At 39.7% G+C, this 21,234-nt stretch carries 15 protein-coding genes; 10 read left to right on the forward strand and 5 right to left on the reverse strand.

Translation table 11 applies throughout. The annotated features are described in order from the left end of the window. Nucleotides 1-14 precede the first annotated feature (14 nt). The 5 genes from RI845_RS03045 to RI845_RS03065 form a co-directional block, all read right to left on the reverse strand. Nucleotides 15-1,451, reverse strand: coding sequence for an aldehyde dehydrogenase family protein (locus tag RI845_RS03045; RefSeq protein ID WP_348388285.1), 1,437 nt, complete (start codon nt 1,449-1,451; stop codon nt 15-17). Then, nucleotides 1,448-2,599, reverse strand: coding sequence for a mandelate racemase/muconate lactonizing enzyme family protein (locus RI845_RS03050; protein WP_348388286.1), 1,152 nt, complete (start codon nt 2,597-2,599; stop codon nt 1,448-1,450). The genes RI845_RS03045 and RI845_RS03050 overlap by 4 nt, the downstream gene beginning before the upstream one ends. Before the next feature lie 11 nt (nt 2,600-2,610). Then, complete coding sequence (locus tag RI845_RS03055) at nt 2,611-3,708, reverse strand: L-rhamnose/proton symporter RhaT (RefSeq protein WP_348388287.1); 1,098 nt, start codon at nt 3,706-3,708, stop codon at nt 2,611-2,613. A gap of 46 nt (nt 3,709-3,754) precedes the next feature. Then, nucleotides 3,755-4,054 (reverse strand): Dabb family protein, encoded by a 300-nt coding sequence (locus tag RI845_RS03060; protein WP_348388288.1) that lies wholly within the window; start codon nt 4,052-4,054, stop codon nt 3,755-3,757. Between the two features lie 140 nt (nt 4,055-4,194). Next, nucleotides 4,195-4,395: a GntR family transcriptional regulator gene (locus tag RI845_RS03065; protein WP_348388289.1), complete on the reverse strand. Its 201-nt coding sequence runs from the start codon at nt 4,393-4,395 to the stop codon at nt 4,195-4,197. Between the two features lie 155 nt (nt 4,396-4,550). Here RI845_RS03065 and RI845_RS03070 point away from each other — a divergent pair, with 155 nt between their 5' ends. From RI845_RS03070 to RI845_RS03115, 10 genes are all read left to right on the forward strand, one after another. Beyond that, nucleotides 4,551-7,094 (forward strand): alpha-L-rhamnosidase-related protein, encoded by a 2,544-nt coding sequence (locus RI845_RS03070; RefSeq protein WP_348388290.1) that lies wholly within the window; start codon nt 4,551-4,553, stop codon nt 7,092-7,094. 61 nt (nt 7,095-7,155) lie between these two features. Continuing rightward, a complete protein-coding gene (locus tag RI845_RS03075) occupies nt 7,156-7,470 on the forward strand; it encodes an EF-hand domain-containing protein (RefSeq protein ID WP_348388291.1) in 315 nt (104 codons plus the stop codon). A 102-nt stretch (nt 7,471-7,572) separates the two neighbouring features. Further along, nucleotides 7,573-9,126, forward strand: coding sequence for a sulfatase (locus RI845_RS03080; RefSeq protein ID WP_348388292.1), 1,554 nt, complete (start codon nt 7,573-7,575; stop codon nt 9,124-9,126). 37 nt (nt 9,127-9,163) lie between these two features. Continuing rightward, complete coding sequence (locus tag RI845_RS03085) at nt 9,164-10,051, forward strand: alpha/beta hydrolase (protein WP_348388293.1); 888 nt, start codon at nt 9,164-9,166, stop codon at nt 10,049-10,051. Further along, nucleotides 10,048-11,478, forward strand: coding sequence for a right-handed parallel beta-helix repeat-containing protein (locus tag RI845_RS03090; RefSeq protein ID WP_348388294.1), 1,431 nt, complete (start codon nt 10,048-10,050; stop codon nt 11,476-11,478). Before RI845_RS03085 ends, RI845_RS03090 begins: the two co-directional genes overlap by 4 nt. Then, nucleotides 11,471-14,737 carry a glycoside hydrolase family 2 TIM barrel-domain containing protein gene (locus tag RI845_RS03095; protein WP_348388295.1) on the forward strand — a complete coding sequence of 1,089 codons (3,267 nt, stop codon included), beginning with the start codon at nt 11,471-11,473 and terminating at the stop codon, nt 14,735-14,737. The genes RI845_RS03090 and RI845_RS03095 overlap by 8 nt, the downstream gene beginning before the upstream one ends. Nucleotides 14,738-14,868: 131 nt before the next feature. Next, a complete protein-coding gene (locus tag RI845_RS03100; protein WP_348388296.1) occupies nt 14,869-15,726 on the forward strand; it encodes an alpha/beta hydrolase in 858 nt (285 codons plus the stop codon). A 47-nt stretch (nt 15,727-15,773) separates the two neighbouring features. Next, entirely contained in the window at nt 15,774-16,877 is a 1,104-nt protein-coding gene (locus RI845_RS03105) for a lactonase family protein (protein WP_348388297.1), read from the forward strand. Nucleotides 16,878-16,882: 5 nt separating this feature from the next. Then, nucleotides 16,883-18,448 carry an alpha-L-fucosidase gene (locus tag RI845_RS03110; protein WP_348388298.1) on the forward strand — a complete coding sequence of 522 codons (1,566 nt, stop codon included), beginning with the start codon at nt 16,883-16,885 and terminating at the stop codon, nt 18,446-18,448. 179 nt (nt 18,449-18,627) lie between these two features. Further along, nucleotides 18,628-21,222, forward strand: a complete 2,595-nt coding sequence (locus tag RI845_RS03115) for a glycoside hydrolase family 2 protein (RefSeq protein ID WP_348388299.1) — start codon at nt 18,628-18,630, stop codon at nt 21,220-21,222. Nucleotides 21,223-21,234 lie beyond the last annotated feature (12 nt).

Below are 21,234 nucleotides of genomic sequence, written 5' to 3' on the forward strand. Positions count from 1 at the left end.
TTTACTTATTCTTTTTAATCGTTAACTAATACGGATACACGTTTTAAGGTCATGTACTCTTCTAAGCTATAATGTGAGCAATCTTTGCCTACACCACTTTGCTTTAAACCACCATGTGGTAGTGATACGTCATAGTGCACTTCATTTACACAAACGCTGCCTGCTTGTATTTGACTTGCCGCTTGTAAGCCACGCTGTAAATTGCTGGTAAATACATAGGCCGCTAAGCCATATTCGGTATCATTTGCCATCGCAATTACATCATCACTGTCTGAGTATTTAATCACGGGTAATACTGGGCCAAAAATCTCATCACATGCTAATGGCATACAAGGGTCAACATCGGCCAAAATAGTTGGCTCAAGATAGTAGCCTTTGGCCATTGATTGTGGGATTTTTCCTCCTAAAATCAGTCGGGCACCTTTATCAATAGCATCTTTGACGTTTGTTAGTACTCGCTCACGAGCTTGTGCGGTTAGCATAGGACCCATCAAGTTTCCATCGCTTCTACCTGTACCAAAGACTAAATCTTGTGCTTGTATTTTCGCTTTATCAATAAACTCGTCATACACTGATTCATGCACAAAACAACGATTTGGTGATACACAAACTTGCCCTGAATTAGCAAACTTAAGGCCAACAATATTTGCTACGGCTTTGTCGACATCTGCATCGTCATAAACCACAACAGGCGAGTTACCACCAAGTTCAACAGAGAAATGTTTAATGTTTGTACTGGCAGTGTGCATTGCGCCAACACCAGCTTTAGTTGACCCAATCATGGTAAACATGGTGGTTTTATCTGAAGTTAATAATGGGTCGGTAATATCGTATCTATCACCTGAAATCACGTTAATAACTCCGGCAGGTATGCCAGCCTCAATAGAAAGCTCTGCACAACGAAGCGTTGCCAGTGGCGTTAACTGCGATGGTTTGATTATTGCGGTACAACCAGATGCCAAAACAGGCCCTAGCTTGTAACCTAGATTTAGTAATGGAAAATTCCAGGCTAAATATCCGACAACAACGCCTAGTGGCTGGCGCATCATATAATTTAGAAAACGGCCGTTAGGATCGGCAATTATCGGTTGGTCGATACGCTTTGCTTCTTCAAGAAAAAAGCGTAAGCAAGTAGTGAGCATGTCAAAGTCATATTCTGCATTATCGGCAGGTTTACCGGTCTCTTCAACCAATAAATCAACGATTTCATCTCGATGTTTTTCTAAAATATTTGCATAGTTTAAAATTATTTCACTGCGCTCTGCCAATGTCATTTTTGACCACGTGCTAAACGCGCTGTCGGCGCTGTCTAGTGCTGTCTGAATTTGTTCTGGTTCCACTTGAGGAGCAGTTGCAATTACCTCTTCAGTTGCAGGGTTAATCACATTTAGGCTATCTTTTGCAGTGACCAATTCACCATTGATCAGCATTTTGTATTGTTTGTTACTCATCGTGTTTCCGTATTATTAATATCAAATTGTTTTATTGCATTTAAATCAATGTTTACCCCTAAACCCGGAGCGGTAGGAACACTGGCTTGGCCACCTTCAATGTGAACAGCAACACTGTACAATTCATCACGCAATGGATTTTCGGTACGATCGTATTCAAGCATTAATTGCTTTTCTTCTGCTCTGCCAGGTTCGTGGTATGCACTTGCTAAAAAGTGCGTCGCTGCTGCCAGGTTGAGCTGAGTTCCCCAAACGTGAGGTACACAGTTAATGCCATTAGCAGAAGCTAATGTACGTATTTTTAATGCTTCACTTGGACCACCACAATAGGCAAGATCTGGTTGTAAAAGAGTCACTCCTCCTGATGCTATTAGCTTTTGAAAACCAAATCGTGTTTGTTCACACTCCCCGGTCGCGATCGCAAGGTCGAGTTTATTATGGAGTTGTTGAAATAGAGGCAAATGCTCAGGCGATAAGGGCTCTTCAAACCAGTCATAGTCATGTTTATCTAATAAACGACCAATGCGAATTGCTTCAGGTAAATCATAGGCATGATTAGAGTCAGCCATTAACGTTGTGTTTGGAAGAGCTTCGCGCATGGCAGTAATAAGCTGTTGATCAAAATCAGGATTTTTTCCGACCTTAATTTTCATCGCTTTAAAGCCTTCATCAGCATAGCCTTTAGCTTCTTCAACTAATAAGGGCAGTAATGCATCTTCTGTTAAGTCCTGATAATACATACCGGTAGCATAACAAGGGATGAAATCGCGTTGTCGTCCGCCCATTAACTCACTAACGCTTAATCCGAGTGCCTTGCCTTTAAGATCCCATAACGCCATATCAATACCTGACATGGCGCCCATCATTATTCCTGCTCTGGCAAAATCTAAGCTTGAACGCCACATGTGTTGCCATATAGCATCCGTAGCATAAGCATCCATGCCAATAATGCGAGGTGCATAAAAGTTATTTACTGCAGACTGTGTAACATCAGCTGGGCCATAACATTCCCCCCAGCCTGATATGCCAGTATCAGTGATAATCTCAATAACTAACACGTTGCGTTGATCATAAGACCATTGGGAGAAGCCAAAAGGCTTCTCTAAATGACACCTAAGGTGATGACTGCGAATACATACTATTTTCATTTAAGCGCTACCTAACTTTTAATGGTTACGGTAGTGTCTTCAAAAATATTATATTCAACATTGTTCACGCTAGTTTGTGGTTGTTCAATTGAATTTGAATAACCTAATAAGCAAATGGCGCTGATTAAAATAACAATACCGGTCGCCATAGTCTTAAATGGGCCTGGTGCACCTTTCCACTCGCCAGTGTATATACCTATAACGGTTGAGATAATAAGTGCTAAACCAAGCAACATAGGCCAACCAATTACCGGACCAATATCTCCCATAAGCGCTGCACCTTGTCCGTAAACGCCTAAAGCGGCGAACCACAATAAGCCGGCAATCACCGCCCATTTATATGCTTTACCTGATTCGGCAACACCAAACGAACTCCAGGATTTATTTTTAAATAATAAAAATATGGCGAATCCTGCGTTCATTGCATAAGCACCAATTAATACAACAACCCAGCGTGCAAGGGCGGTATTTCTAGTTACCGCACCAGCTTCTTCCGCTGCTGCGCCAATCGCTTCTGTTGCTGAAAAGCCAACATTTAACAGTGATGACAAAATACCACAGGCAATTGCTATCATTAGTCCTTTTTTAAAGGCTGCACCGGTTTGGATACCGGCAATTTCAACACCTGACTCAGCTAAAACTTTATCGCGGTTGATCCCTGCCTTTGCAACTATGGCAACAGCAATAAGCATGATCACCATACCTGTTAAAATAAAAGGAATAGCTGAGTTTGCACTCATGTTATTTAGTTGCATTAGTGGTATTAACGACCCCATCAAGGCAGCAAGTCCCATAACAATACCCATAGTTAATGCAACACCGATATAAGGCACACAAACACCAAACATTATGCCGCCTATACCCCAAAGGAAACCGTATAGAGCACCTTCTTGAATAGCTGAAGCTGGTGATGCAGCTATGACCGTAAATAAATCTGGAACTACAATAAATGCCCAAATCCCAGGGAAAATAATCATCGCGATAGTTACGTGTACTAACCACCAAGCTTCCCATGCGAGCGGTTTAGTGTATTTCATGCCAAGGCCAAATGTGCCTTGGAAAACGCTGGCCAGTAATACCAGTAATAGTGGAAACATAATTTCAATCATTGGTTTATCCTGTTGTATTTATTATTAATTGAATATTTTTTCTTATTTAAAAATCTACTATTTGCTCGTCTTCAGTAACTGACTGAATGTAAGCAACAACCGCATCGTGTTCTGGATAAACACAATAGGCCTTAAAATCTTCTTCATTATCAAAAGTTGAGAATAGGCCCACATCAAAAAACTGAGCGCCATAGCTACCAATATTGATACCAACATCATATTGGCGAACTTCTTTTATTAGCGCAGGTAAGCTGTCAAGTTTGGCTTTAACAGTTATTGCTAGCTGATCTTTGCTTTGTCCGTCGGCTTGCTCTTTTAATTTCCATAACACTAAATGTCTGTACATGGTTATCCTCAAAAATTCGTTGTTGTCTGTTGAAACTTCTTATTGTTTTGGTCCTAATGATAAAGCTTGCAATGCATTGGCCTTGGCCACTTGCATTGCTTCAGCTGTTGCTAGTCGGGCAGCTTCGCCATCTCTTGCTTTTAATGCATCAAGACTTTTGGGGTAATAGATTGAGCAGCCTCATCTGCGGCATAACTTTCTAGAGCTTCACGCACACCGTACCTTTGTGTTAACTCTTGGCTATCTGGCCTGTGCACTACCGCGCCAAACCTTGGGCTATAATCGAGCATGCCTTCAATTTCCATTTGCCTTATCGTTTCTCTGATTGGCGTTCGGCTCATGCCCAACTTTTAATTAATGCCTCAACCTTTAACTAACGTGCTCTTTAGATGCCACAAATCAATTGTTAATGGCCTGTATACAATGTATACAAGCCATTACTTTTATGCAAGAATAAATATGATTTATACGATTATCTTGTGGGTTTATAACAATAATGACTGTTTCAAAGCTAACTCTATTACTGCCGCTTTTTCTAATTTCACAACTTTGCAACGCAGTTTCAGTACAAGAATCTGCATTAAATAATGGTGTTATTGGCGAGTGGCAAGCGAACCATGTTGAAACCAATAAAGATTGGCAAGCGGCTTGGATATGGCATGAAAAAGGCAGTAACAACAACTTAATGTTGTTTCGAAAGTCATTCACATTAACTGGTGACGCGGTGAATGCAGTATTGAAAATTACAGCCAGTAGCGTTTATAAACTTTATGTAAATGGAGAGTATGTTAATAGAGGCCCTGCTCGAAGCGCACCTCATCATCAATCATTTGATCAGTTAAATATTAGCTCTTTGTTACAGCTAGGAAAAAATACGTTGGCTATTCAAGTGCATGCGCAAGACATGCTTAACAGTTATGCCTCCCCCGGGCGTGCCGGCTTGCTGGCAGAGCTTTTACTAAATGACAAGATACTCGTTAAAACCGACGCAAGCTGGAAAGTAAGTAAAGATCCTAGTTGGCGTGACAATAGCCCCAAGATGAGTCGTTTTCATCAAGAAGTAAACGACAGTGTTGACCTGAGACTCGCACTGCATGACTGGCAAAGCTTAGAATTTAACGACAGTGATTGGCAAAATGCCACTGAGCTGATGCGTAATAATGGCTGGCCTACGGCCCAAAAGAATGACAGTGCACATGCAATAACACCGCCGTGGGTTTCATTGGTCAAACGCGATATACAGTATTTAAAAGAACAAAGCCTGACAGCCAAAAAACTAGTGTCGGCACAATACATTGATGATTATTTTACGAGTAAAATATCTTTTCCTAAAAAAATAAAAAGCATTCCAAAAGTCTCACTCGAACGAGACAATAAAGCGCTACAATTTTCAACGTATCCCATTAACTTAGAGTCGTCAGATAAACCATTGTTATTGGTATTCGATTTAGGTGAAGTTAAAAATGGTTTGCCTGAATTTACTATTAAAGGCAGCGCTGGCGATAAGGTAGAGGTGATTGCCATACCATATATGATAAACAGCAAATTTACCTATCATATGGTTGATGCAAATTTAATTGACCGTGTTGTGCTGTCAGGAAAAACAGATTATTGGCAGGCGCAATATTTTAAGCCGACACGTTATTTGGGGATTGTGGTAAAACCAAGTAATACAATGGAAATTAGTCATTTTGGATTGCACCAATTAAGTTTTGAACTGCATGAACAAAGCAGTATCAAGTCAGCTTCAGCTACTTGGATAACTGACTATGTTAATGCCAGTAAAAAGACAATCAAAGTCGCAACCACAGATGCTTATACCGATAATTATCGTGAGCGTCGTCAATATGCGCAAACGGGTTTTTATGCAGCCCTTGGCAATTATTACACGTTTGCCAACCACACGTTACAACGTCGATATTTAATCCAAACAGCACAGGAACAAATGGCAAACGGCTTAATGCCTGCTTATGGCCCGTTACAAACAGATGATTATATGGTGATTTTGGATTCTAATAGTTTGTGGATCCGCAGCTTAAAAAACTATTTCCTATATTCAGGTGATAAAAATACTGTACTGCAATTGATGCCGGCAGCTACAAAAATGATGGCATTGTTAAACTCTTTTACCAATTCAGATGGTCTAATTGACAATCCTCCTTATGCCTATTGGCTTGATCATGCTAAAAATGATCGACGCGGTGCTAACTTAAATCTCAATGGTCATTATTTAGGTGCTTTAGAGGATTTTGTTGAGCTGAACGCTTGGTTAGGTATCAGTGATGTGAGGCAATATGGAGAACAAGCAAAGAGAGTTCGCACTGCAATAAATACAAAGTTTTGGAATGAAGATAAGGGTTTATTTGTTGATGCCTTAATTGATGGTGAACAGTCTAATCAATATAGCGAACATGCCAACGCGATGGCTTTGGCACTTAATATTGCAACTAAACAACAAGCTGACATGGTGATAAAAACCTTACTTGATGATACGCCTGATAATTATATTACTCGTGCCAATGGCATGACTATGGTTACGCCTGCAATGAGTTACTTTTTACATAAAGGTATTGCTAATTATGGCTATATCGATGAGTCGTTTGCGTTAATGCGTAAGCGTTTTGATAAAATGCTAGCACCGCAATATAACGGTACATTATGGGAAGAGTGGTGGCTGGATGGCACAGGACGTTCAGGTACATTTATAAATAATGGCCGTACTCGCTCAGATGCACAAACTGAAAGCGCCTTTGCTCCCGCGCTATTTGCGGAATACTTGCTTGGCATAAAGCCTATTGAACCAGGCATGAGAACCATTACTTTAGCAAAGCGTAAGCACAGTATTTCTAATATGGAGGGGACTGTTGCAACCCCTTATGGTCTATTAAAAATTCAATGGCAATATACCACCCCTAAGCAACAAGCTTTACTTATTGATGTACCAAATGGCGTAATCATTAAGCTAGACCGGCACAGTCTAGGTTTTAACGGTGAACAATATCAACAAATTAACTCAGGTACTCATCATATTGAGTTTTAATGGTAGTAATATTTTGTATTTATGTTATAAATACTATAAATACAACTAGGAGGATAAAAGAATGAAAACAATAATAACGATAGCAACAGTTGCAATTCTAGCATCAACAACGTGTCAAGCTGGGCAAGATAACAGCAATATAACTGATTGGCAAAAGACGCGTTTTAAGCAATTAGACCTTGATAACAATGGTTCATTAAATGTAGAAGAGATGCGTGGAACGACCAAAGAATGGATGACGAAAGCTGGCTTTGATGAAGCGGAGCAAGTTAAACGAACGAGTAAAAAATTAGCAAAATTAGATACAAATAAAGATAAGTCAATTTCTTTAGATGAATTTGCTGCTGATCATAATAAACAAAAAAAGAAAAAGTAAATCTAGTTTAACTTAAGCAGTATCTAGCTATTTACCAGTGAACATTGCAGTAAATAGCTAGTTAACACCAACGAAAAAATAACGGCTAACCAGATACTTAAAATGAAACACCTGTCTATATCTCTTATAATTGTGCTGTTAATGGCAACGGCAAGTTGTGTACAACTAAGTTCTGAAACTAATCAGCAGCAACCTAATATTGTCGTATTTGTTGTTGATGATATGGGACTTATGGATACATCGGTGCCATTTGTTATTGATAATAGCAACCCTATAAAACAGCCGTTAAATGACTGGTATCAAACACCCAACATGGAAGTGTTAGCTGAGCAGGGGGTACGTTTCAGCCAGTTTTATGCACAAAGTGTTTGTTCACCAACAAGAGCATCTTTGCTGACCGGGCAAAATGCAACTAGACATCACACCACAACCTGGATTATGCCGACACAGAATAATCGCGGAGAGTTTGGCCCTAAGCTGTGGAACTGGCAAGGTCTAAACAGCAATTCAACGTCCTTCCCACAATTGTTAAGTAAAGCCGGATACAAAACTATTCATGTTGGAAAAGGCCATTTTGGCCCTCTTGAGAGTGAAGGCGCCGAACCTTTAAAATTAGGTTTTGATGTTAATGTGGCTGGTGCTGCTTGGGGGCGTCCAAAAAGTTATTTTGGTCGAGAACATTACGGTAATCATAAAAAATACCTGAATAAAAACAAAACGCTAACTCATAACATTCCTCACTTAGAAGAATATTATGAAGATGATGTGTTTTTAACAGAGGCGCTAACGCTTGAAGCAAATAAACATATTGAAATTGCCAATAACGAGCAGCAACCATTCTTACTTTATTTGTCGCATTATGCTGTGCATGCGCCGTTTAATAGTGATCCAAGGTTTGCCAAAAACTATGAAACCAGTGATAAAAAACCAAACGCCAAAGCCTATGCAACGTTAGTTGAAGGCATGGATAAGTCGTTAGGTGATGTAGTTAGTAAGCTTAATGAACTAGGCGTCGCAGAAGACACACTGATTGTATTTTTAGGTGATAATGGTGGTGATGCGCCATTAGGCGGTAATGATGTTATCGCCAGTTCAGCACCTTTTAGGGGTAAAAAAGGCACAAGCTGGGAAGGGGGGATGCGCGCACCACTTATGGTAAGTTGGGCAAAAGTTAATGATAGTAATCCTCTTCAACAGCAATATCCTATCGCAAAAGGCGCAATTAATAATCAAATCGCGACTATTTTAGACGTGTATCCAACGCTTTTGTCAGTCACCAATGTTGATAACCCAAAGACACATGTGATTGATGGTTTCGATCTGAAAAAGCAATTAGTAAATGAATATGACGATGTTCGTGATAATAGCTTTTTGATGCACTTTCCCCATAAGCATCGTCATTCATATTTTACCAGTTTACGTGTTGGTGATTGGAAGGTAATTTATCATTACAACCCTGAAAACAAAGCAAAAATAAAAAGATACCAATTGTTTAACTTGAACACGGATAGAACTGAGTCTGTTGACCTTGCACAGTCAGAGCCAACAAAGTTGGCAGAGATGATGCAACTGATGTTAGTAAAGTTAGAACAAGAAAACGCTCAATATCCAATAGATAAACAAGGGCATACACTTAAACCCGTAATGCCAATATAGACTTATCATTTAACGGTAAAAGATAACAAAGAAAACTATGAAATATTACCTTCAGCTCATAACTTTATTTATTCTCGGCAGCAATTTAATAGCCTGTTCGAGCAATGAAATTCCTCTGGAAAATAAATTAGTAGCGATATCAGAAAGTAAGTCTATAGATGTAAAGAAAGTAGTACCTAGTAAGTTAATTGAATACAAAAAAACGAATGATATTTCTCTTACTTTGCACGTGTTCAATCCTGAAGGACACAAAGCCAGTGATAACCGTCCTGCTATTGTTTTCTTTCATGGTGGAGGCTGGAATGGTGGCTCGCCACACCATTTTTATCGTCAAAGTAAGTACCTAGCCGATAGGGGAATGGTTGCTATTAGCGCTCAATACCGTACTAAAAAACAGCATGGCACATCACCGGCTGAAAGTGTTAAAGATGGTAAATCAGCAATGCGCTGGGTTAGAGCACATGCCAAAGAGTTAGGTATTAACCCGAATATGTTAGCCGCAGGTGGTGGCTCTGCAGGTGGACAGGTAGCTGCAGCAGCTGGCACAGCAACAACAATTGAAGAATTGGGTGAAGATAAAACAATAAGTTATCGACCAGATGCTTTAGTGCTTTTTAATCCTGTATTTGATAATGGTCCTGGAGGCTTTGGTTATGACCGAGTAAAGGACTATTGGCAGCAGTTTTCACCGCTACACAATGTTACTAAAGATACGCCGCCAACTGTTGGCATGTTTGGTGAAAAAGATACCGCGATCAAAGTTAAATCAGCGTTAGAGTTTGAAAAGCTGATGAAGGGTTTAGGCAACACAGTAGAATTACATATTTACAAAGATCAGCCTCATGCATTTTTCAATGATGCAAAGTATGAAGAGACTGTATTAGATATGGACAAATTTTTAACTAAGCAAGGATTTATACAATGAGAATTTTATTACTTGCCTATCTACTTGTTTTTGGCGGGCAAAGTGCTTTAGCTGCTACCTATTATGTGAACGCCGAGAAAGGTAATGACGCGAATACTGGTCAGTCGAAAAATAAAGCATGGAAAAGTATTTACCATGTAAACCAACAGACGTTTCAGCCAGGCGATAAAATTTTATTTAAAGCTGGTAGTGTATTTACCGGCTCTCTTATGCCCAAAGGCAGTGGTAAAAAAGGCCAATCTATTGTTATTGATTCATATGGTAAAGGCCCAAAACCAAAGATTCACGGCCAGGGCTGGCGACCTCATGCCTTATTGCTAAGGAATGTAGAATACTGGGAAGTAAATAATTTATTTATTACCAACCATGGAAAAAAAGCTCAGGCTAGACGTACCGGTGTAACAATTGAAGCAAATAACATTGGCGAAATGCATCACATCGTTCTAAATAAACTTATCATTGGTCATGTAAACGGTAGCTTAAAGAAAAAAGAAGGCGGTGGAGCGGCGATTTTAGTGCGCAATACTGGCGATAAAGTACCTTCGCGTTTTATCGATTTACAAATTACCAATAACTATATTCACAACAGTAGCCGCAATGGCATTGGTTTTGGAGGTTATAGTAATCGTAAAAACTGGTATCCAAGCCTAGGTGTGGTTATTCGTGGTAACGTTATCGAGAAGGTACCTGGTGACGGAATCGTAGTGATTGGCACCGATGGCGCGCTTATTGAAGGCAATATATTACGTGATTTTCCTGATACCTTACCTGAAGGCGATGCTGCTGCCGGAATCTGGCCGTGGAGCGCCGATAACACTGTGATTCAATATAACGAAGTCAGTGGCCATAAAGCAAAATGGGACGGACAAGGATTTGATGCTGACTGGAATTCTATTGGCACAATAATTCAACACAACTACAGCCATGATAATTATGGTGGTTTCTTATTAATTTGTAATAACGGCAAAAAATACAAACAAGATATCAATATAGGAACAGTGCGTACTATCGTGCGTGGCAACGTAAGCGTTAACGATGGTATTAGGCCATATCCTACCCATGCAGGGGTCTTTTCACCAACGTTTCATTTAACCGGCCCTATTGAAGATACACAAATTTACGACAATTTGATCATTATCCCGAAAAAGCCTGAAAACGTTGATAACACCTTAGTTGAAATGGATAACTGGGGTGGGCCATGGCCAATAAATACCCTGTTTGAGAATAATGAATTTCATTTTGAAGATGATACTCAAATTAAACTGAAAAATATAAAAGATGTACTGTTTAAGAAAAACTTATTTTCTAAGCCGGTAACAAATTTTGATACTGCGGGTAATACCGTTGCAGAAAAAACACCTTTCGATTTACCACAATTAATGCGTTTAGCGCAGCAAAAATTGGATGAAAACAAAACTTATGAATAATAATAAAATTGCCTTGGCTGTTTTAACCGGGTTATTTGCCATTTCTGGTTGTGACTCAAAAGAGAGTGTTAAAGCAGATACACAAGTAACAGATAATGCCGCAGTTTATTGGCAAGACTTAAGTGTATTTAAAGTTAATACCGAAGAGCCAAGAGCTACCTTTATTGCTTATGATGAGCAAAGTAAAGTAGCCGCAGATGACTATACAAATTCACCATATTACAAATTACTTAACGGCGACTGGAAGTTTAACTGGTCAGCCAATCCTAGTGCAGTGCCTGAAGGCTTTTTCAAACCTGAGTTTGATGTAAGCCAGTGGGACGAACTTGCTGTACCGAGTAACTGGCAAATGCATGGTTATGATTATCCAATTTACACTAATCAGAAATACCCATTTCCACTAAATCCACCTTTTATGCCTGAAGATGACAATCCAACGGGTGCATATAGAACTAACTTTACTGTGCCAACCGATTGGGATGGCCAACAAGTGTTTCTACATTTTGGCGGGGTAAACTCAGGTTTTTACTTGTGGATCAATGGTGTAGACGTAGGTTATAGCGAAGGCAGTAAAACAGCAGCAGAGTTTAATGTAACCAAGTACTTAAAATCTGGTGATAATGTTTTAGCCGCTAAAGTTATCCGTCATACCGATGGTGCTTACCTAGAAGATCAAGATTTCTGGCGGGTGAGTGGTATTGAACGTGATGTTTACTTGCATACTGCACCTAATACGCATGTAAGAGATTTTTTTGCTAAAACGACATTAGAAAACAATTACCAAGATGGTGTTTTAAATCTAGCCATTGATGTTACAAATAAAGATAAATCTGCGCAGTCGGTTAAGGTTAATGTTGACCTGACTGATGCCAACGGCAAAGTCGTTGCAACACAAACCAGTTCAATTGAAGTTGCCACAGGTAGCGAGCAAACGATTAACCAAGTTATTAATGTTGAAAACGTAGCCGCTTGGTCTGCAGAAACAGCAAACCTGTATCAACTAAACATTACTACTGAATATAGTGATGGCACACCAACGCAATACCTTGGTGAGCAAATTGGCTTTAAAACAGTTGAACTTAAAGATGGTCAATTTCTAGTAAACGGCAAAGCAATATTACTTAAAGGGGTAAACCGTCATGAGCATGACGAGCGCACCGGTCATGTTGTAAGCCGTGAATCTATGCTTGCCGATGTAAAATTATTAAAAGAAAATAATTTCAATGCGGTACGCACATCGCACTACCCTAATGACCCATATTTTTACCATTTAGCCGATAAATACGGTCTATATGTTGTTGATGAAGCTAATATCGAATCTCATGGTTTTTATTACGCACCAAAAGATACACCTGCCAATAAACCTGAATTTGAAGGCATGCACTTAGATCGTATTGAACGTATGGTTGAGCGTGATAAAAACCATCCTTCAATCACCTTCTGGTCTATGGGCAACGAAGCCGGTGATGGTATTAACTATGTAAAAGCTTACGATTGGATTAAACAACGTGACGACTCACGTTTAACCATATACGAAAGAGCCAATCACGTAGACGCCAAGAAAAAATATGCTCCACATCAAGATGCGGAAACTTGGATGTACGCACAGGTTGATAAGCTTAAAAAACGCTACATCGGCAAATACCCTGAGCGCCCGTTCTTTTGGGTTGAGTATTCACATGCTATGGGTAACTCTAGCGGTAACTTCAAAGAATATTGGGACTTAGTACGAAGCGAACGTCAAATCCAAGGTGGCTTCATTTGGGATTGGATGGATCAAGGTTTAGTCAAAAAAGATGAAAATGGTAATGAGTTTTGGGCTTATGGCGGAGACTTTGAACCAGAGGGGGTATATAACGATGGCAACTTTGTATTAAATGGTTTAATTAATCCAGATAGAACGCCACATCCTGGTTTATTTGAAGTTAAAAAGATTTACCAAGAACTGCATTTTAGCAAAACTGCCGATAATCAATTTGAGCTTTACAACGAGCAATTTTTTGCTGACTCTTCAGCGTATGATATTGCTTGGCGTTTAATTGAAGATGGTGTTGTAGTTAAAACTGGGCAAGTTGATGCTGTTGCAAAACCACAATCAAGCACAACATTTAGCTTGGCTGAACAATTGCCATCGCTAAAAGCAGGTAAAGAATACTTTATTAACTTTTATGCAACGGCAAAAGGTGAACACCCGTTAATTGATAAAGGCCACTTGTTAGCTAGTGATCAAATTGAATTACAACAAGCCGCACCGGCTACATTTGCCAGCCAAGATGGTAGTGTAAGTGTCAGTAATAATGATAATAGTACTGTTGTAAGTACTGGTGATACAAGCTTAAGCTTTGACGCTGATGGTTATTTGAATTCGTATAAATTAAATGGCACAGAGTTACTCATTGAACCGCTTAAATTTAACCTTTGGCGAGCGCCTGTCGATAACGACTTTGGTGGTGGTGCAAAAGCGTATGTAAACCGCGCAAAAACGTGGAAAGATGCAACACAAAACCAACAAGGTAAAGGCATAGAAATCATTGCTAAAACTGATGATGCAGTTACCTTGCAGCAAACGGTTGAACTAGCCGATGCTCAATCAACAGCAACCTACAATTACACGGTTAATGGCATGGGTGAAGTTAAAGTTGATGTAAACTTTGATTTTGCTGGTGATGCTAGTGAAAAGGTAATAATCAAAAATACAAAAGGCAAGGTTAACAAGTTTAGTGCAATTCCACGTATTGGTACTAACTTCCAAATGCCTGTTGAATTTGATCAAGTGACTTACTATGGTCGTGGTCCGCATGAAAACTACTGGGACCGTAAAACATCTGCATTTGTTGGTATTTACCAAGGTATTGTTGCAGACATGGCCTTTGACTACATTCGTCCGCAAGAAAACGGTAACCGCAGTGATTTACGCTGGGCGACACTGACCAATAAAGATGGATTAGGGCTTAAAATCTCAGGTTTACCGAACTTTGACTTTAGCGCTCATCATCAACCACTAAGTGATTTTGACCCGGGCTTTACAAAAGCACAACGTCATCACACAGACATAGTTAAACAAGACTTAGTGAATGTGAACGTTGACTTTAAACAAACCGGTATAGGTGGTGACAACAGCTGGGGCGCTACAGCGTGGAAGAAGTACCAGCTTAAACCTAAAGACTATAGTTATTCATTTACCCTATCGCCAATTACCTCTGCCCCTAAGTATGAAACAGAGCAGACAATTAAAATAGGTACTCATAACGAGTTATAGTAATAAAAACGCCCAAGCAAAGATTATTTGTTTGGGCGTTTTGCTTTTAAGCTTAAATGGAAAACCATAAACACTTAACTATCATCAACGCGAGTAGCATTATGATGCGATATTTAACCAGAATAGCTTGCATGTCTAGCTTATTACTCATGTGTACTTTTTCAGCCCTAGCAGAGCAGCGAACGGGTAGAAGCCCTGCCAGAGACATAAAGGTACCCACCGGTATAACCTATGAAGTTATGTCCTATGGGGATTCTGTTGAGCCAAGAGCAAACCAAATCGGCATAGCCTATAACAAGTCGAGTACCGAGCTTAAACCAACAGTGGTGTTTATTCATGGTGGTGGCTGGCGAAAAGGCGATAAAGATGATGCCGCTTGGATGGCAATTAATGCTGCACAAAAAGGTTATATTGGTATTACTGTTTCTTATCGATTACTAGCGGACGCACCATTTCCTGCCTGTATAGAAGATACCAAACAAGCGATTCGTTTTATAAAATCGTTAAGTCCAAACATACCCATTGATACTAAGAGGATTGGCCTATGGGGTTATAGTGCCGGGGCGCATTTGGCATTGATGGCGGCACTATCACCTGAAGATGTTTTTAACAGTGGTAAGTATGCTCAATATAGCAATGAGGTTAAGTCTGTTTTTGCAGTTTCCGGGCCAACGAATTTTATCAAACGTATCGGTAAAAAATCTGGTATGAAATTATTCAGTAAAGAGCAGGCGGAAAATACTGAGTTTTTAAACGCTATTTCGCCACTCTCTTACATCAATAAAAAACAAGCGCCAGTGACAATTTTGCATGGTGATGAAGACCGTTTGGTAAAGCCGTACCACTACCTGGACTTTAAGCATAAAGCAGCAGAGTTAGGTGTAGAAAACTTCAATTTAATTGAAGTTAAAGGTGGCAATCACACCTTTTACTTTAAGAAAAAGTCATTAGTAAAGCCGATATTTAATGAATTTATTGAATCGCTCTGATGATGTAAATTATCTAAATTTGCCCAACATAATAAATAAGAATATTGATGATGACTCCTAAAACAAGTGGTGCTTTCATTTTGCTATTAGCATCTTTATTCGCGCCTTCTTTAGCAGCGCAAGAGATGCTTTATTTGTCATCAGGTGATGCAATAGAAGTAAAGAAAGTCAATGATCAAACTGGCGCATTAACCAATGTTCAAAAAGTAGAGCTGAAGGGGATTTCGGTATTCACTTTTTCTCACAACAAAAAATTTCTTTATGCCCGCGCGCTCATCAATGGCAAACGCAAACAAAATTCAATTGCCACCTATACAGTTTCCGACAGCGGCAGATTAACACTTATTCATAACGCTCCTATCGATGGGAAAACTACCGAGCTTAAAAGCGATGCAAGTGATCAATTTATCGCGGGTGCAGATTATGGCAAGGGAGCAGTCTCCATTTGGAAACTCGATAATGGCGTTTACAAGGGAGAACTGGTACAGCAGGTGAAGCTTGAACAAAAAGCTCATGCAGCACGATTTTCTCCCGATAATAATATGCTGTTTGTTCCTGCTACCGGCCCCAATAAAATATTTCAATTATCGTTTGATAACGCTACAGGGAAGGTCGAACAGATTGACCCGGCTTTAGGGCCACAAAAAGGCGCATTACAACCTCGGCATTTACTATTTCACCCAACATTAAATGTTGCCTATTCAACACAAGAAAGAATGCAGCCGGGTGTCGCTATTTGGCAAGTAACAGCAGGTGGAACACTCACCCTGAGTCAAACACTAACCAATAGCGATGACACAACAGGGCGAATAACCAATGCAGATTTACATATGTCACCGGATAATAAATTTTTATATATATCCAGTCGCGATCAGCAAAAGCAATTCGACCAAATCATCGCCTATAAGATACACCCTACAAGTGGACAATTAATCCTAGTTGAGAAGTTTGCCAGTGAGCACTTTCCCCGTTCATTTACCATAAATAAACGCGGCGACTTTCTTTATGTTGCCGGCCAAAAAGAAGACAAATTAGGCGTTTATCAAAGGGATAAGGAAACAGGACACTTAACTAAAGTAGAGCAATATAACACTGGTAAAAATCCTATTTGGGTTGAAACCTTAATTTTAGAGTCGAAAGAAAAACAATAAATGTTATGAATAAAAATAAAACCACCATTATTAAGCGCAGTTTACTGACTATATCAATACTCGTTTTGGCGTCTTGTAGCAAACAAGACGTTGGCTCATCTAATGCCAAGGACGATTCGTTAGAGCAGCTTAACGCTGTTGCTGATATGGCAGCAAACATGGCAGGTAAGGCCGAGCAAGATAAAGGGTTACCTCATCGTTACCAATTACAAAACCCATTACCTATTACTGAAAAGGGACAATGGTTTAAAAACGCAGGTTTAGGTCTGTTTATTCATTGGGGACCTGCCTCAATTCCAGATATTGAAGATGTCTGGCGTATAAGGCAGGCCAAAAAAGGAGAGCCAAACCAGCCTAAAGTGGTACCCGAAGATTACTACAATCGCGCGCCTCAAGGATTTACCGCCGAAAAATATGATCCTAAAATGTGGTTAGATGCCGCTAAAAAAGCTGGCTTTAAATATACTGTACTTACCTCAAAGCATCACGATGGTTATACGCTATGGCCAACTAAGCACACCGATCTTGGCGTGCAAAAATACCTGGATAGTAAAGACTTATTGCAGCCTTATGTTGATGCCGCACGAGCTAATGACATGAAAGTCGGTTTTTATTTTTCTGCAGTTGATTGGTATTTAGATAAAAATTACATGAACTACAAATGGGGTAATGATGCTATAGGTTGGGACTTTTCTGGCCAACCACTAGCGCGGAAATCAATAAAACCATTACCTATGGAAATCATTGAACAAAAGCGTCAAATGGCCTTTGAAGTGATGGATAAATATCGACCTGATATTTGGTGGTGGGATACCGGATTACCTGTTAGTTATGACGAAACTGTCAAAAAATATAACCCAGATATGCTCTTTAATAATCGTGGAAATTTTTACCACGACGGTAAGAAAAAAGGAAAATTTCCAGGATCTCATTATGTTACCCCGGAAGGGTTTCATACCCTAGAGTGGCAATACATTAAAAAATTGATTGAGCAAGATACTGCATGGGAAGTGTGCATGACCTTTAACCGTTCAGGTTGGTTTTATCATGCAAATAATGACTTAGGTAATCAGACGGGCAACTTAACCGATACCTTATATGCGCTTGCTAGAATTCGTTCATGGCAAGGTAACATGTTGTTAAATATGTCTCCACGTGAAGACGGCACCCTCGCACCTGCCAATTATGAAGCAATGGAAAAAATGAGTAATTGGATGGCGTGGGCTGATGTATCGGTATTTGATACGAAAGGAACACATTTTCCAGAGCAATCAAATGTCCCTATTACCACATCTAGCGATGGCAAAACTTGGTACTTACATGCAAGACCTGGTGAGCAGAAAGATTTTAACTCTTGGGGACGATGGAAAAAACCATATTACACCCATACTGAACCTGGAAAACCAATCAAAGTACAAAGCGTACCCGCAGTTACATCAGTCACTTTATTACGAACTGGTGAAACCATCGAGTTCAGCTATAAAAACGGTGAGCTTGTTATCGATAACCCTCCTGCAGGACCTGATGGCCTACATGAAGTGATTAAATTAACCTTAGTTGAACATAAATAATAAATAGTAAAGCAGGGCTTTAGTTCGGCTAATAGTCTTAATTTTGACTATTAGCTCTTTAACTTGTATATTTATATATAGTAATATTTATCATACATAATGTGAGTGATGTGTTAAATATAAGGTGTAAAAGCTTAACAACAATAACTAGATCTGCTTTTGCTAAACAGAGACATTAGATGAAAACTTTACCCAAATATTTGATCGTGATTTTAGCTTTGATAGTTATTTTTACAACACTCAAACCATTTTCTGAAGATAACCAAAACGCTCGAATAAAAGAAAATATAAACCGTGATTGGCAGTTTACCTTTAGTTCTGATACCGATGATTTTTCAAATAAAGGTGCAAAGTTAGCACAATGGCAAAACGTAGGTTTACCCCATTCATTTAGTCTGCCTTATTTCCGCTCGGAAAGTTTTTATACCGGTTTTGGCTGGTATAAAAAATCGCTTAAAATTGACCAAGAATGGTTAAATAAAAATATATCTCTTGAGTTTGATGGCGTGTTTCAAGTCGCTGAAATTTATCTAAATGGCGAAAAAGTTGGTGACCATCGTGGTGGTTATACTGGCTTTACTGTTGATATATCGAAAGCGGCAAAGGCAGGCGAAAACTTACTAGCCGTTAGGGTAAATAACCTTTGGGATGCACAACTTGCTCCTCGCGCTGGTGAGCATGTATTTAGTGGCGGTATTTACCGTGATGTTTATCTTAGTGTAACTCACCCTTTGCATGTTGCTTGGAACGGTACATTTGTAACTACCCCAATAGTTAACAAAGAAAATGCGACTGTTAATGTACAAACCACGATAGAAAATAACAGTAGCAAAGCCAGAAACTTCACCTTAAAAACACTAATAGTTGATAGTAGTGATACTCAATTAATTGAAATGGTTTCTAAACTAGCTATTGGAGCCAATGAGGCACTCGAAATTGAGCAACTCAGTGATGAAATAAAGCAACCAAAATTATGGTCGCCAGACTCACCAAATTTGTACCAAGCTAAGACCACCATTTATGAAAACAATACAGAGGTTGATAGCTACCTAACGCAATTTGGTTTTAGGTGGGTAGAGTGGACTGCCGACAGCGGTTTTTTCTTAAACGGCGAACATTTGTACCTTGAAGGCGTAAATGTCCATCAAGACCATGCAGGTTGGGGCGATGCCGTAACCAAAGCCGGTGTTTACCGAGACCTAAAATTAATGAAAGACGCCGGCTTTAATTTAATTCGTGGTTCGCATTACCCTCATCATCCTTACTTCACCCAAGTGTGTGATGAACTTGGTTTAATGTTTATTCCTGAAAATAGTGTTTGGGGCATCGGTGGCTTTAAAGAAGATGGTTATTGGGACTCAAGTACTTATCCTATTCATGACAAAGACAAACAAGCTTACGAGGAAAGTGCAGCCGCTAGCCTTGCAGAGCTAATTCTTATTAATAGAAACAGTCCTTCGGTTATCGCATGGAGCATGAGTAATGAACCATTCTTTAGCGCCAATGCCGTCATTGACGATATGAAGGGCTTGCTCAGTGATATGGTCGACTTATCACATAAGCTTGACCCTACTCGAAAGGCAATGATTGGTGGTGCTCAACGTGCAGGCGTCGACATATTAGGGGATATTGCTGGCTATAACGGTGATGGTGCAACCAGAGATAGAGATCCTGGCATGCCAAATATGGTTAGTGAGTATGGCTCTTGTGTTACCGACCGTCCAGGGGAGTATGACGCTTGTTGGTCCTCTCATTTAAATGGTGGTGAAAAGCCTAAATGGCGCAGTGGACATGCAATTTGGTGTGGTTTCGACCATGGCAGTATTGCTGGCAATATGGGGGAAATGGGCATTGTCGATTTTGCTCGTATACCAAAGAGATCTTGGTATTGGTATCGTAATTACTTTAAAGGCATTGCGCCTCCTAAGTGGCCAATTCAAGGAACACCTAAAAGCCTAAAGTTGTTTGCTGATAAAACAACAATTAAAGGTACAGATGCTACCGATGATGCTCATATCAATGTACAAGTATTGGATGCCAATGGAACGCATATTTCCAACAGCCCAACGGTTACTTTAACCATAGTTTCAGGCCCTGGAGAGTTTGCTACTGGTAGAAGCATTACCTTTAAAAAGACCACTCGTAATGATATTCAAATCTTAGATGGCCATGCTGCCACTGAGTTTCGCTCTTATCATGGTGGTGTCACAGTAATTGAAGCTACATCTTCCGGCTTAGAACCAGCTCAAATTGAAATAACTACAATGGGTACACCTTTATTTGAACAAGGTGTTTCAAAGATAGTAGAAGACCGACCTTATATTGATTATCGCTTAACCAAAGCGATTAAAGAGCAAGCACCGGTAAGAGTCTCAGACGCTCGTCCTAATCGTACTAACTCAAAAGGGACAAGTGATCCTAGCTATGCAAATGATGGCCACAAGTGGCGTCAATGGGTACCTAAGTTCGACAAAAATGCTAAGCAGGGTAACGTTTGGTGGGAGCTGGATATGGAGAATTTCTATGACGTTGAGCGCGTTGAGTTTTCTTTTAAGCCGGCAGCCGATGTAAAAATTGATATTGAAACATCAACCAATCAAAAAGACTGGGTAACCGTTGCCGATGGTAAATTTGTAAAAGCTGGCACACCCAATGTTAGCTTTGACGTAAAAGACAATACCAAGGTGCGTTTTTTAAAAGCAACCTTTTCAGTCGATGATACGAGCAAACCTTTCGGAGTGGGTGAAATAGAAGTGTTTGGCAGTACCAACTAGAAATATAAAAAT

Origin of the sequence: Thalassotalea nanhaiensis (assembly GCF_031583575.1) — a bacterium.
GTDB lineage: Bacteria > Pseudomonadota > Gammaproteobacteria > Enterobacterales > Alteromonadaceae > Thalassotalea_A > Thalassotalea_A nanhaiensis.

Coding starts and splice junctions, on each gene's coding strand:
- RI845_RS03045 (WP_348388285.1), bottom strand. CDS start 1,451: ATGAGTAACAAACAATACAAAATGCTGATCAATGGTGAATTGGTCACT.
- RI845_RS03090 (WP_348388294.1), top strand. CDS start 10,048: ATGAGAATTTTATTACTTGCCTATCTACTTGTTTTTGGCGGGCAAAGT.
- RI845_RS03080 (WP_348388292.1), top strand. CDS start 7,573: ATGAAACACCTGTCTATATCTCTTATAATTGTGCTGTTAATGGCAACG.
- RI845_RS03085 (WP_348388293.1), top strand. CDS start 9,164: ATGAAATATTACCTTCAGCTCATAACTTTATTTATTCTCGGCAGCAAT.
- RI845_RS03105 (WP_348388297.1), top strand. CDS start 15,774: ATGATGACTCCTAAAACAAGTGGTGCTTTCATTTTGCTATTAGCATCT.
- RI845_RS03065 (WP_348388289.1), bottom strand. CDS start 4,395: ATGAGCCGAACGCCAATCAGAGAAACGATAAGGCAAATGGAAATTGAA.
- RI845_RS03115 (WP_348388299.1), top strand. CDS start 18,628: ATGAAAACTTTACCCAAATATTTGATCGTGATTTTAGCTTTGATAGTT.
- RI845_RS03060 (WP_348388288.1), bottom strand. CDS start 4,054: ATGTACAGACATTTAGTGTTATGGAAATTAAAAGAGCAAGCCGACGGA.
- RI845_RS03070 (WP_348388290.1), top strand. CDS start 4,551: ATGACTGTTTCAAAGCTAACTCTATTACTGCCGCTTTTTCTAATTTCA.
- RI845_RS03050 (WP_348388286.1), bottom strand. CDS start 2,599: ATGAAAATAGTATGTATTCGCAGTCATCACCTTAGGTGTCATTTAGAG.
- RI845_RS03095 (WP_348388295.1), top strand. CDS start 11,471: ATGAATAATAATAAAATTGCCTTGGCTGTTTTAACCGGGTTATTTGCC.
- RI845_RS03110 (WP_348388298.1), top strand. CDS start 16,883: ATGAATAAAAATAAAACCACCATTATTAAGCGCAGTTTACTGACTATA.
- RI845_RS03055 (WP_348388287.1), bottom strand. CDS start 3,708: ATGATTGAAATTATGTTTCCACTATTACTGGTATTACTGGCCAGCGTT.
- RI845_RS03100 (WP_348388296.1), top strand. CDS start 14,869: ATGTCTAGCTTATTACTCATGTGTACTTTTTCAGCCCTAGCAGAGCAG.
- RI845_RS03075 (WP_348388291.1), top strand. CDS start 7,156: ATGAAAACAATAATAACGATAGCAACAGTTGCAATTCTAGCATCAACA.